The sequence below is a fragment of the Maribacter spongiicola genome (genome assembly GCF_052119685.1).
Taxonomy (GTDB): domain Bacteria; phylum Bacteroidota; class Bacteroidia; order Flavobacteriales; family Flavobacteriaceae; genus Maribacter; species Maribacter spongiicola_A.
The window spans coordinates 70,161-82,940 of the sequence record NZ_JBGQOO010000009.1; the positions used below are offsets into that span (position 1 = coordinate 70,161).

The following is a 12,780-nucleotide window of genomic DNA, read 5'->3' on the forward strand; positions in this document are numbered from 1 at the left end:
TCATCAAACAACCACCAAAATGAAAAATCTAATCTTAACCATTGCAGGTATACTATTCCTGTTGCCAGTTACTTCTGAGGCGCAAAAAAGCAATGCTAAAAAGCCCAATATCATTTTTATCATGTCAGATGATCATGCGTACCAAGCAATTAGTGCGTATGATGATAAATTGCTGCAAACACCTAATATTGATCGTCTAGCAAAAGAAGGTATGCTATTTACCAATGCCAGCGTTACCAACTCTATTTGTGCACCTTCGCGCGCAACAATATTAACAGGTAAGCACACACATATCAATGGGAAAGTGGATAATTACTTCCCGTTTGATACTACGCAAACGACCTTTCCGCAAATCTTTAAAAAGAACGGTTATAAAACGGCGATGTTCGGCAAGCTTCATTTTGGTAACAACCCGAAAGGGGTAGATGAGTTTATGATACTGCCAGGTCAAGGGCACTATATTAATCCCGATTTTATTGTAACCAATGGCGATACTATTACCAAGCAAGGGTATGTCACCGATATTATTACAGATGTGTCTTTAGATTGGTTAAAGAAAGAAGCGTCTGACGACGAGCCTTTTATGATGATGTATTTGCATAAAGCACCCCACAGACCGTGGTGGCCAAGACCAGATAAATTTAAGGAGTTCACCAAAAAAACATTTCCAGAACCAGAAACACTTTTTGATGATTATAGCAATAGAGGTTCTGCTGCAAAAACGGCAGAAATGAATTTATTGACGCACATGATGTATAGTCATGATAGCAAAATACGACCCGAGACTTTAGCTAAAATGGAAGGCAAGGTTTTTCCTGTAGTTGAAGAATATCCGAATAGTTTTTATGGTCCGTATAACCGTGCTACGGCTGAGCAAAAAGCAATGTATGATCCAGTTTTAGATTCTATCAATGATTTTTTCTACGAGAATTGGCCAAAGATGACCGATACTGAGAAAATGAAATGGAAGTACCAACGATACATGCAAGATTACTTGGGTAGTATTTCTTCGGTAGATGATAACGTAGGTCGCTTGTTAGATTATTTAGATGAGTCTGGATTAGCTGAGAATACTATTGTCATTTACACATCTGACCAAGGGTTTTACTTGGGTGAACACGGTTGGTTCGATAAGCGATTTATATATGACGAATCTTTTAAGACTCCGTTATTGGTTCGCTGGCCAAATGTAATAAAACCAGGTTCTGTAGAAAATGAAATGGTACAGAATTTAGATTTTGCACAAACCATGTTAGAAGCAGTAGGCATCGCTCCGCCAAGTGATATGCAAGGGGAGAGTTTGATTCCGTTATTGAAAGGCGAAAAAGACAAATGGACACGAGATGCTGTGTATTATCAATACTACGAATACCCATCGGTACACATGGTAAAGCGCCATTACGGAATTGTAAATAAGGAGTTTAAACTAGTTCATTTCTATTATGATGTAGATGAATGGGAATTGTATGATAGGTTGAATGATCCTAAGGAAATGAACAATGTATATTACGACCCAGCTTACGCAGCTACAGTTAAAAAGTTGACAGCAGATTTAGTCGAAATGAGAAAGTACTACAAAGATTCTCCAGAGCAAGATCAGAAGTATATTGATAAGTACAAGAGCGCTGGAATGATTAAATAGTTGTTGATTTTCGTTATTAGTTGAGCGTTGTCGGTTGATGGTAGGAATGTCAGTTCGAGTGCTTTCAATCTAATTTTTCAATTAGATTGAAAGCACTCGAGAACCTTTAGGGTAAGCATAATTGTAAATGATTTTCGTTCAAAAAATAACTTATAGCAAGTAAGCTTCTCTAAACAATTTTTACTCCCGAAAAGGTCGTGAAAATCACTCGAAGTGACATTCGTAGTAGAATCCATAAAGGGGTTAATATTTAAATTAACGTATTATCAGTTCTAGTGTAGTGCAACGGATACCCAAAAACGTATCGAAAACCTTGTAGTTGAAGAGGTTTCTAATTCCCTTAAAACCCACAGAAAAATAACAACATCAACTAGAATTATATATTTTTCATAAAATACTAGGTTTTTAAAATCTTCTGACCTTATATTTGCTAATTCAAAGTTCAAACACTTATTGAATAGTTATCAAGAAAGGTGGAGGGATTAGACCCTTTGAAACCTTAGCAACCCTTTGTTCGCACAAAGAAGGTGCTACATTCTACCCTTAGGGGATGGATAACAGTAATCGAATTTTCTTCGATATTACTTTCTTATAACTTTTTGATTTTACCTACCCGCAATTTTTGTAGGTCGAGGTTGAGCTTTTTAATTATTTAAACAATTTTTAAAAACAACAAAATCATGAGTAACTACAAATTAGCAACAAACGCATTACACGCAGGTCACGACACAACTACCAATGGTGGTACAAGAGCAGTGCCTATTTATCAGACATCATCGTATGTGTTTAAAGATACAGACCATGCGGCAAACTTATTTTCTTTAAAAGAACTAGGTTTTATATACACTCGTTTAAACAACCCGACGAATCAAATCTTACAAGATAGATTAGCTGCTGTAGAAGGTGGTATTGGTGCGGTAGTATTCGCATCGGGTACAGCTGCAATTTCTACAGGATTATTGACTTTATTAAAAGCAGGTGATCACATTGTAGCATCGAGCAGTTTATATGGTGGTACTTTTAACTTATTGAACGTGACCTTACCAAGATTCGGAATCACAACAACATTCGTTGATGCATCAGATCCTGAAAATTTCGGAAAAGCGGTACAAGATAATACCAGAGCATTTTTTGTGGAGTCTTTAGGGAATCCGAAGTTAGATGTGTTGGATTTGAAAGCAATTTCAAAAGAATCTAAAGCAGCGGGTGTACCTTTTATTGTAGATAATACAGTGGCTACTCCGTCATTATTAAATCCTATTGAACACGGGGCAAACTTGGTAATTCATTCACTGACAAAATATATTGGCGGACAAGGAACTTCGTTAGGTGGAGCAATTATCGATGCCGGTACGTTCGATTGGACTAACGGAAAATTCCCTGAATTCACAGAGCCATCTGCCGGTTACCACGGTTTGGTTTATAGCGAAGCATTAGGTGCGGCAGCATTTACCTTCAAATTAATATTAGAAGGCTTACGTGATTTCGGTGGCGCATTGAGTCCGTTTAACGCATTCCAAATAATTCAAGGTTTAGAGACATTACCGGTACGTATTAAGCAACACAGTGCAAATGCATTAGAATTGGCTACGTGGTTAGAGGGTAAAAAAGAAGTAGAATGGGTGAATTACCCGGGACTTAAAAGCAATAAATACAATGCGTTGGCAAAAGAATACTTGCCAAAAGGGCAAAGCGGAATTGTTACCTTTGGCTTAAAAGGTGGGTTCGAAGCTGCTAAAAAAGTTACCGATGCTACTAAAATATTTTCATTGCTAGCAAATATTGGTGATACGAAATCATTGATTATTCACCCAGCAAGTACAACACATCAACAATTGACAGCAGAGCAGCAAGATAGTGCAGGTGTAGGTCAAGATTTAATTCGTTTATCTGTTGGACTAGAAGATATTGAAGATTTAAAAGCCGATTTAGAGCAGGCATTTGCCAGTCTTTAATTTTGGTGACTGAACGCAGACGAAATAATAGTTCTCTTCGGCTTCGATAAGAGTCCGAAATTTATAATTTTTATATAAGGTGGCTGAGCGTAGTCGAAGCCAAGCCATAAATTGATTTTGAAATAGATGCTACATCAATTACAGATTAAAAAATACAAGACCTTAAGCGGGATTTCTCAAGACATTCAATTGTCTTATCAGGTATTCGGCAAAGAGTTGCATACGGCACCGATAATTTTGGTGAACCACGCTTTAACAGGTAACTCAAATGTTACTGGCGAAGATGGTTGGTGGTCTGCACTTATTGGTGACGAAAAATGTATTGATACCCAGAAATATACCATTTTGGCATTCAATATACCCGGTAACGGTCATGATAAATTCGTGATTGAAAACTACAAAGATTTTGTAGCAGGCGATGTGGCTAGAATGTTTTTATTGGGCTTGCAGCAGTTAAAAATAGACCGATTGTTTGCTTTAATAGGAGGTTCTTTAGGTGGTGGTATAGCATGGGAAATGGCAGCACTACACCCAACATTGGCCGAGCATTTAATACCTGTGGCATCTGATTGGAAATCGACCGATTGGCTTATTGCCAACTGTCAAATTCAAGAGCAGTTTTTAGTAAATTCCAAGCAGCCTGTACATGATGCACGTATGCATGCAATGTTATGTTATAGAACTCCCGCTTCTTTCAAAGAGCGCTTCAAAAGAAGTACGAATGAAGAGTTGAAGGTCTTTAATGTAGAAAGTTGGTTGATGCATCATGGCGATAAGTTGCAAGAACGGTTTCAATTATCTGCCTATAAATTGATGAATCAGTTATTGAAGACAATTGATGTCACTAGAGGTGGAGAAGAGAATTTTACCAAATTACAGAATAGCAATACCAATATTCATATTATAGGTGTCGATTCTGATATGTTCTTTACTGCACAAGAAAATAAAGATACGTTCAAGCAATTGGCGCAAGCGAAGAGCAATGTAACCTATGGCGAAGTACAGTCGCTTCATGGTCATGATGCTTTTTTGATCGAGTTCGATCAGATGGAGAAATTATTGTCGGGTATTTTTAATACCAACGGCAATATCAAGAAAATAAAGATTCTGAAGTTTGGAGGTAAGTCCCTAAGCAACGGAGAAGGATTAGAACGTGTCTTAGAGATTGTTGCCAATAAGGTGAAAAATGATGAAAATATAGCCATCGTTTTATCCGCAAGAGAAAAAGCGACGGATCAGTTAGAAGATATGCTAGAGAAAGCTGCAAGGGGAAAAGATTATAAGTCGGACTTTGAGGCCTTAGAAAAATATCAAAAACATACGTATAAGAATGTCAATTTATCGGCAGAGTTTAAAGGCTTGGCGAAGTTATACGAAGGTGTTTCTTTGTTGGGCGATTATAGTGCCAAAATCAAAGATGAGGTACTGGCTTACGGAGAATTGATTTCTGCAAAACTGGTAACTAAATTATTGATAGGAAAGGGTGTCAATGCCCAATTAGTGGATACTCGCGAAGTGATAAAAACTGATAATACATTTGGTGATGCCAAGGTATTGGAGGCAGAATCAAAAGAGCAGGTATTACTGAAGTTTGCTAATATACCGAAAGATACCGTAGCTGTGGTTACGGGTTTTATCTCGTCTACGTTAGATGGAGAAACAACCACTTTAGGTAGAAACGGAAGTAATTATTCCGCAGCACTATTGGCTAATTTTTTAGATGCTGAAGAATTACAGAACTACACACATGTTGACGGAATATACACTGCAAACCCAGATTATGTTCCAGAGGCTAAAAAGTTAGCGAACCTGTCTTATGAAGAGGCAAATGAATTAGCGAATTTCGGCGCAACTATTTTGCATGCAAAAACGATAATTCCGTTGATTGAAAAGAATATTCCATTGCGTATTTTGAATACGTATAATGATGATAATGAAGGAACATTGATCAGTGCAAAATCTAGTAAAGAAGGTATAAAGTCACTTTCTGTAATCGAAGATGTAGCGATGATCAATATTGAAGGTCGCGGCTTATTGGGTAAAGTAGGTGTAGATGCTCGAATATTTAAGGCGTTAGAAGCAAGTAATATTAGTGTAAGTATAATTTCTCAAGGTTCTTCAGAAAGGGGAATCGGTCTTGTGGTGAAGAAAGATAAGGCTAAGAGAGCAAGATTGGCTTTAGAGAATGAATTCAGTAATGATTTTGAATCTAAAGATGTGAATATGATTACGGTGATAGATGATGTTTCGATCATATCTATTGTAGGTCAAGACCTGAGTACGTTCCATAATCCCTTTAACGCATTAATTAAGAATCAGATAGTGCCATTATTATTCAATAATACGGTATCGGGTAAGAATGTGAGTTTGGTGGTGAAGAAATCTGATTTACACAAGGCGGTAAACGTCATGCACGGTCAAGTATTTGGTATCAGTAAAAGGATAAATATTCTGATTTTCGGACATGGAAATGTCGGAGGAACGCTGATTGACCAAATTCTGAAATCTGCCAAAACGATTAAGGATCGTAAAAAGTTAGATTTAAGGGTGTTTGGAATCGCGAATTCCAAGAAGATTTTGTTGAATGAAAAGGGAATTACCAAAAGCTGGAAAACGAATCTAAAGCAAAAAGGAAAATCATATCAAGTTAATGATGTGTTTGAATTTGCAAAACGCCATCATTTAGAGAACCTGATTGTTATTGATAATACGGCAAGTAAAGATTTTGTGGCGAACTATTTCGAATTCGTAGATCACGGCTTTGACATTGTGTCTTCAAATAAAATAGCCAATACCTTACGATACGATTTTTATCAGCTATTGCGAGATGAGTTGCAGAAGAATCAAAAGCAATACCTATATGAAACCAATGTAGGTGCAGGTTTGCCACTAATTGATACTATTAAGTTATTGCATTTATCCGGAGAAAATATTACTAGAATAAAAGGAGTGTTCTCAGGGTCATTGAGTTATATATTTAATACTTTTTCAGAAAGCAATCTACCATTCTCATCTATTTTAAAAGATGCAATGCAACAAGGATTTACAGAGCCAGATCCACGTGAAGATTTATCTGGGAACGATGTCGGGCGAAAGTTATTGATTTTAGCACGTGAACTAGATTTGCATAATGAGTTTGCCGATATACATATTGATAATCTTATTCCGAAGAAATTACAAGATGGCGAGGTAGATTTCTTTTTAGAGAATTTAGATATATTAGATGCCAAATTCAATGAAATTAAAAAGAATCAGAAGCCAAATCATGTATTACGATATGTAGGTGATTTACACGGAAACCTTCAAAAAGAAAAAGGAGTATTAGATGTGAAGCTGATATCCGTACCAAAAGAAAGTGCTTTAGGGCAGGTAAAAGGATCAGATTCTATCATAGAAATATACACCGAATCTTACGGAGAAAATCCGTTAGTAATTCAAGGAGCAGGGGCAGGAGCAGCTGTTACGGCAAGAGGCGTATTTGGAGATATATTGAGAATTGCGGAGAAAGGCTAGTGAAAAGTACAAAGTACAAGAAAGCAGAAATGCGAATAAAGAAGAAATAGTACAATGAAAAAGAACAACAATAAATTTGAAACGAACGCCATACGTACGCAACTAAAACGGACAGAGAACTTAGAACATTCTGTACCGTTGTATTTGACATCTAGTTTTGTATTTGAAGATGCAGAAGATATGCGTGCATCGTTTGCAGAGGAGAAAGAACGTAATATATATTCTAGATATTCGAACCCGAATTCAACTGAATTTATAGATAAAGTATGCCAGATGGAAGGCGCGGAGAGTGGCTTTGCATTTGCATCGGGTATGGCGGCAGTGTTTTCGACATTAGCGGCATTATTAGATAGTGGTGATCATGTACTTTCGGCAAGAAGCATATTTGGTTCAACGCATTCGTTGTTTACGAATTTCTTCCCGAAATGGAATATTGACCATAGCTATTTCAAGATAGATGCATTAGAAGAAATAGAAAGTTTAATCACTCCGAAAACAAAAATCATTTATGCAGAGACTCCGACGAATCCTGGTGTTGATGTTTTAGATTTAGAGGAGCTGGGTAAGATTGCGAAAAAGAATAATTTAATTCTGGTCATCGATAATTGTTTTGCATCACCATATTTACAGCAACCAATAAAATTCGGTGCAGATTTGGTCATCCATTCAGGTACAAAGCTGATGGATGGTCAAGGTAGAGTATTGGCAGGTATTACGGTAGGTAGTGCAGAATTGATGGACAAAGTATATCGTTTTTCTCGAATTACTGGTCCCGCTTTATCTCCATTTAATGCTTGGGTACTTTCTAAAAGCTTAGAGACGTTGGCCATACGAGTAGATAGACATTGTGAAAATGCGTTGAAACTGGCGGAGTATCTAGAAGCTCATGAAAATATAAATTGGGTAAAATATCCGTTCTTAAAATCACATCCGAAATACGAGATAGCCATTAAGCAAATGAAAGCGGGTGGTTGTGTAGTAGCTTTTGAAGTAAAAGGAGGACTGGACGCAGGTAGGGAGTTTTTTGATTCTATTAAACTGTTGTCCCTTTCTGCCAATTTAGGAGATTCAAGAACAATAGTAACGCACCCGGCATCAACTACGCATAGTAAATTAAGTGTTGAAGAACGCGCAGCTGTTGGCATCTCTGACGGAATGGTACGAATATCGGTAGGTTTAGAGCATATCGATGATATCATTGCAGATATTGCTCAGGCACTGGGATAGTATAAGGACAGACTGTTTTGGTAGGTATTGATAAACATAACAAAAGCCCTTTCTGCAGAGAAAGGGCTTTTTCATTTATAATTTTATGTTTTAAAAAAAATTGACCACTCCGGTATCCATGTCATAAACGGCACCTCTAATATCTATTTCGCCTTTGTTCATCATTTCGTTAAGTATTGGGCTGTCCGTTTTTATTTTATCGATAGCTACTCGAACATTATTTTCACTTACCTCATGTACAAGCAATCTGTTTTTGGACGATCTAGGACCTTCAGATATAGTTGACATTTTTACGGCTGGTTCTATGTTTTTCAACATTTTGGTAATATGACCTAACTCTGCGCCATCTATAGCAGCATGAATTGCTCCACAATTTTCATGACCTAAAACGAGTATTAGTTTTGCACCCGCCACTTTGGTTGCAAATTCCATACTACCAAGAATATCATCGTTAATAAAATTTCCTGCAACACGAGCAACGAAAATATCACCAATTCCTTTGTCAAAAACATCTTCTACAGGTACTCTACTGTCAACACATGAAAGAACGATTGCTTTTGGATATTGAGATTCTGCACTTTCTCTAATTTGCATAGAATGGTCTCTAGCTGTGAGGTCGCTCATTACAAACCTTTCGTTTCCTGCTGATAAACTATTAAATACATCTAAAGGTGTTAATGCCGCTTGTTCCTCTGCAGAAAGTACAGATTCTACCAGGATTTTACTTTTGTCAATCTCAATTGTTTCGTTTTCAGATTGTTGCGAGGTCATGGTAGTTGAAAATGCAAGTAAGCTAACCAGTATTACTAAATTTTGTCTCATAATCATTGTTATTTAATTCTTTGCAAATGTAAATAGCAAAACTAAAAATGAAACTATTACTATTCATAAATAATAGTTAAAGTATTAAATATTGATAGTAATACTATCAGTTTAATTAATTGAATATTTATTAGTTAGATTTGAACTTCTGATAGAAACAAAAAATGCCCGGTATATACCGGGCATTTTAATATGTATAAACACTATTTTTATTTACTTAACGTCATTGTATAAGTAGCACTAACAGTAGTAATACCTCCAAAAACTTCAACAGTATCATTTAAATCGTATTTAAGATCCATTTTAGAATCTGTTAGCTCAGTAATGGTCAATCCGATTTCTTCTCCGTCAGCAGAAACAAAATATAAAGTGCTGCCATCTAATCTCCACTTGTCAGACTGAAAAAAATCATCCCCTTCTATTTCTTCAGATTGAGACTCGCCCATAAAGGTTGTAGTTAATATAGTCGTATATGAACCTTCGCTAGTAACATTCTGCGGGTCTTCAGAAAAAGTGACTACGGTGTCAAAATCTTTTCCAACAGAAGAGAAAGTGGTTTCTATAGAATTTCCGTCAAAATCGGTATTCGATTTTCCGTCTTTAGTTTGAAGCGCGGTTAAATTCCATGTGCCTATGATTTCATTTTCGTTAGCATTTGAAACTGCATCTTCGTCATTTGAACAAGATGTAAAGACTAAACTAAATACTGTGATAAGCGATAAAAAAAATACTTTTTTCATAAATAGGTAGAATTGATTTGGATGCCTATAACGTAAAAAAGACTTGTTCAAGTATTTAATACATATTTTATTATTTGGCTATCTTAGCGTTATGCTCTCGAAAAAGACAAAATATGGGTTAAAGGCACTGGCGTTTTTAGCGACACAACCCGATAAAAAACCTGTTCAAATTTCAGAAATTGCTGAGAAAGAGAACATCTCCCAGAAATTCTTGGAGAGTATATTATTGAGTTTAAGAAAAACAGGATTCTTAGGTTCAAAAAAAGGCAAAGGAGGTGGTTATTATTTATTAAGATCCCCAGAAGAAATATCAATGACCGATGTAATGCGAGTGCTAGAAGGACCAATTGCCATGGTACCTTGTGTAAGTCTAAACTTTTATGAAACGTGCGATGACTGTCCCGATGAGCATACCTGTTCTGTTCATAAATTAATGCTTCAAGTACGTGATAGTGCTTTAGATGTGTATAGAAATAATACATTGAAGGACATCATTTCGTAAAATCTTCATTGTTAATTTTTTTTTTGCTCAAAAAACTTGGGCTCACGACAATATATTTATTTGACTTTAAGAATGATTAAATTATTCTATAGTCCATTCGTGCGCAGTCAAGAACTATTCACCTGTAAAAAATAGGTTTTTGATAGTGAGTTTTTTCATAAAAAACGATATGTTTAATCCAGGTATTAAAGCATTAATTCTATCATAAACTTAAGAACCAATTCATTCTCTTCGTTTTATTTGTAAACAATAATTCATTGCGAATTATTAATTTTTCACCCCCTTTTGTTAATAATCTACTAAATCTATAGGGTAATGGAAATTTATTTTGATTTTACCCGACTACTTTCAAAATATATACTATTTTTGAAAACTCTATTAAATTAGTAGGGTAATAAAAATTAAGTAAAAGATGATTGCAGATCAACTTATTTTAAATAAAAAAGAGTCTAAAACTACCTATAAAGAAGATAAAACTTCAGAGAAACCTATGCGTAGTATCGCTAAGGCTTTTAGTTGGAGAGTTATTGGTACGTTAGATACTTTAGTTATTTCATACTTACTTACAGGTAAAATATCACTTGCTGCCTCAATTGCGTCTATAGATTTTGTAACGAAAATGGTGTTGTACTTTTTTCACGAAAGAATTTGGAATCTAGTAAAGTGGGGTAAATAATAAAGAAAAGGATAATGGCATTAACAGAAGCACAAGTTCAGAAGTTAAACATACAATTTAAAGGTATACCGCCAGAAGAAATTATTTCTTGGGCCGTAAAACATGCAGAAACACCTGTAGTAACTACAAACTTTAGACCATATGAAGTAGCTATTTTACATGCGGTGTCCGGTGTAAGAAAAGATATTCCTGTGGTTTGGTGCGATACGGGTTATAACACACCGAAAACATATAAACATGCAGATGAGATAATCAGTAAGTTGAATTTGAACGTAAAGTTATATGTGCCAAGACAAACTACTGCACATAGAGATGCTGTTATGGGTATTCCGCAAATCGATGACCCAAGGCATGCAGAGTTTACTGAGCAAGTAAAGTTAGAGCCTTTTAAAAGAGCAATGGCAGAATTTAAGCCAGATGTTTGGTTTACAAATTTAAGAAAAGGGCAGACTGCACACCGCGATAGTCTAGATATTTTAAGTCTAAGCAAAGACGGCGTGTTAAAGGTGAGTCCGTTTTACCACTGGAACGATACGCAGCTAGATACCTATTTAAAGAAATATAATCTACCTAATGAGCATAACTATTTTGATCCAACGAAAGTTTTGGAAAATAGAGAATGCGGGTTACATAGTTAAATCTAGGTAGTAGAAAAGAATAAAGATAATTTATCTAAAAAATTATAATGAGTAATACAAGCACCGAATTGGAAGTAACACCATCCCTAGAACTTTTAAAAGATACCTCTAATATAAATGCTCTTGAGAATGAAGCAATTTATATCATTAGAGAAGTAGCGGCTCAGTTCGAGAAGCCTGTTCTTTTGTTTTCAGGAGGAAAAGATTCAATTACATTGGTTCGTTTGGCGCAAAAAGCATTTTGGCCATCAAAAATACCTTTCCCATTAATGCATATTGATACGGGACATAACTTTCCTGAGACTATTGAATTTAGAGATAGATTGGTAGAAGAATTAGGTTTAGAGTTAATTGTACGCAATGTGCAAGATTCCATCGATCAAGGTAAAGTAAAAGAAGAGTCAGGTAGATATTCTAGTAGAAACAGCCTGCAGACAACTACGTTGTTAGATGCAATTGAGGAATTTAAATTCGATGCCTGTATTGGGGGTGCTCGTAGAGATGAAGAAAAGGCACGTGCTAAAGAACGTATTTTCTCTGTAAGAGATGATTTTGGTCAATGGGATGAACGTAACCAACGTCCGGAGTTATTTGATATGTTGAACGGGCAAATTGAATTGGGTCAAAACGTAAGAGTTTTCCCAATATCTAACTGGACAGAATTAGATGTTTGGTCTTATATCAAAGAAGAGCAAATTGAAATTCCATCAATCTACTTTGCACACAAGCGTAAAACATTTTTAAGAGATGGTATGATCTGGTCTGCGGAAGATGGTATTGTATTTAGAGAAGAAGATGAGGTTGTAGAAGAACGTTTAATTCGTTTCCGTACGGTAGGTGATATGTCATGTACTGCCGCAGTACTTTCAGATGCCGAAACTATAGATAAAGTAGTAGAGGAAATTAGAGATTCTTCTATTTCAGAACGAGGCGCACGTATAGATGACAAGCGTTCTGAGGCAGCAATGGAGAAGAGAAAACAACAAGGATACTTTTAAAAGAGGCAGTATTCAGTAACAGTAAGCAGTTTTATAATAATTGCAACTGCAAACTGTAACTGCCAAC

At 36.0% G+C, this 12,780-nt stretch carries 10 protein-coding genes and 1 riboswitch; of the genes, 8 read left to right on the forward strand and 2 right to left on the reverse strand.

The annotated features are described in order from the left end of the window. Positions 1-19 precede the first annotated feature (19 nt). The 4 genes from ACEN2N_RS13555 to ACEN2N_RS13570 all read left to right on the forward strand — a co-directional run bounded on the left by ACEN2N_RS13555 (position 20) and on the right by ACEN2N_RS13570 (position 8,337). Positions 20-1,642 (forward strand): sulfatase family protein, encoded by a 1,623-nt coding sequence (locus tag ACEN2N_RS13555; RefSeq protein ID WP_441824831.1) that lies wholly within the window; start codon positions 20-22, stop codon positions 1,640-1,642. A 458-nt stretch (positions 1,643-2,100) separates the two neighbouring features. Beyond that, positions 2,101-2,203: riboswitch (SAM riboswitch) on the forward strand. 119 nt (positions 2,204-2,322) lie between these two features. Further along, the gene (locus tag ACEN2N_RS13560; RefSeq protein ID WP_441824832.1) at positions 2,323-3,597 is read left to right on the forward strand and encodes an O-acetylhomoserine aminocarboxypropyltransferase/cysteine synthase family protein; all 1,275 of its coding nucleotides are present in this window, start codon (positions 2,323-2,325) and stop codon (positions 3,595-3,597) included. A 126-nt stretch (positions 3,598-3,723) separates the two neighbouring features. After that, positions 3,724-7,110 (forward strand): bifunctional aspartate kinase/homoserine dehydrogenase I, encoded by a 3,387-nt coding sequence (gene thrA, locus ACEN2N_RS13565; RefSeq protein WP_441824833.1) that lies wholly within the window; start codon positions 3,724-3,726, stop codon positions 7,108-7,110. A gap of 54 nt (positions 7,111-7,164) precedes the next feature. Further along, complete coding sequence (locus ACEN2N_RS13570; RefSeq protein ID WP_441824834.1) at positions 7,165-8,337, forward strand: trans-sulfuration enzyme family protein; 1,173 nt, start codon at positions 7,165-7,167, stop codon at positions 8,335-8,337. Positions 8,338-8,427: 90 nt separating this feature from the next. On the opposite strand, the gene ACEN2N_RS13575 is transcribed toward ACEN2N_RS13570, so the two are convergent. Together ACEN2N_RS13575 and ACEN2N_RS13580 are read right to left on the reverse strand one after the other, a co-directional pair. Beyond that, positions 8,428-9,159 carry a carbonic anhydrase family protein gene (locus tag ACEN2N_RS13575; protein WP_441824835.1) on the reverse strand — a complete coding sequence of 244 codons (732 nt, stop codon included), beginning with the start codon at positions 9,157-9,159 and terminating at the stop codon, positions 8,428-8,430. A 209-nt stretch (positions 9,160-9,368) separates the two neighbouring features. Continuing rightward, positions 9,369-9,899, reverse strand: coding sequence for a hypothetical protein (locus ACEN2N_RS13580; protein ID WP_441824836.1), 531 nt, complete (start codon positions 9,897-9,899; stop codon positions 9,369-9,371). Positions 9,900-9,990: 91 nt separating this feature from the next. Here ACEN2N_RS13580 and ACEN2N_RS13585 point away from each other — a divergent pair, with 91 nt between their 5' ends. The 4 genes from ACEN2N_RS13585 (at position 9,991) to cysD (ending at position 12,713) form a co-directional block, all read left to right on the forward strand. Then, a complete protein-coding gene (locus ACEN2N_RS13585; RefSeq protein ID WP_441824837.1) occupies positions 9,991-10,401 on the forward strand; it encodes an RrF2 family transcriptional regulator in 411 nt (136 codons plus the stop codon). Positions 10,402-10,813: 412 nt separating this feature from the next. Then, complete coding sequence (locus ACEN2N_RS13590; RefSeq protein WP_091905055.1) at positions 10,814-11,077, forward strand: DUF2061 domain-containing protein; 264 nt, start codon at positions 10,814-10,816, stop codon at positions 11,075-11,077. Between the two features lie 14 nt (positions 11,078-11,091). Continuing rightward, positions 11,092-11,715, forward strand: coding sequence for a phosphoadenosine phosphosulfate reductase domain-containing protein (locus ACEN2N_RS13595; RefSeq protein ID WP_441824838.1), 624 nt, complete (start codon positions 11,092-11,094; stop codon positions 11,713-11,715). 47 nt (positions 11,716-11,762) lie between these two features. Beyond that, positions 11,763-12,713, forward strand: coding sequence for a sulfate adenylyltransferase subunit CysD (cysD, locus tag ACEN2N_RS13600; protein WP_051638385.1), 951 nt, complete (start codon positions 11,763-11,765; stop codon positions 12,711-12,713). Positions 12,714-12,780 lie beyond the last annotated feature (67 nt).

Bases quoted from the DNA above. Each gene is read 5' to 3' on its own strand.
- ACEN2N_RS13555 (WP_441824831.1), top strand. From the start codon at position 20: ATGAAAAATCTAATCTTAACCATTGCAGGTATACTATTCCTGTTGCCA.
- ACEN2N_RS13560 (WP_441824832.1), top strand. From the start codon at position 2,323: ATGAGTAACTACAAATTAGCAACAAACGCATTACACGCAGGTCACGAC.
- thrA (WP_441824833.1), top strand. From the start codon at position 3,724: ATGCTACATCAATTACAGATTAAAAAATACAAGACCTTAAGCGGGATT.
- ACEN2N_RS13570 (WP_441824834.1), top strand. From the start codon at position 7,165: ATGAAAAAGAACAACAATAAATTTGAAACGAACGCCATACGTACGCAA.
- ACEN2N_RS13575 (WP_441824835.1), bottom strand. From the start codon at position 9,159: ATGAGACAAAATTTAGTAATACTGGTTAGCTTACTTGCATTTTCAACT.
- ACEN2N_RS13580 (WP_441824836.1), bottom strand. From the start codon at position 9,899: ATGAAAAAAGTATTTTTTTTATCGCTTATCACAGTATTTAGTTTAGTC.
- ACEN2N_RS13585 (WP_441824837.1), top strand. From the start codon at position 9,991: ATGCTCTCGAAAAAGACAAAATATGGGTTAAAGGCACTGGCGTTTTTA.
- ACEN2N_RS13590 (WP_091905055.1), top strand. From the start codon at position 10,814: ATGATTGCAGATCAACTTATTTTAAATAAAAAAGAGTCTAAAACTACC.
- ACEN2N_RS13595 (WP_441824838.1), top strand. From the start codon at position 11,092: ATGGCATTAACAGAAGCACAAGTTCAGAAGTTAAACATACAATTTAAA.
- cysD (WP_051638385.1), top strand. From the start codon at position 11,763: ATGAGTAATACAAGCACCGAATTGGAAGTAACACCATCCCTAGAACTT.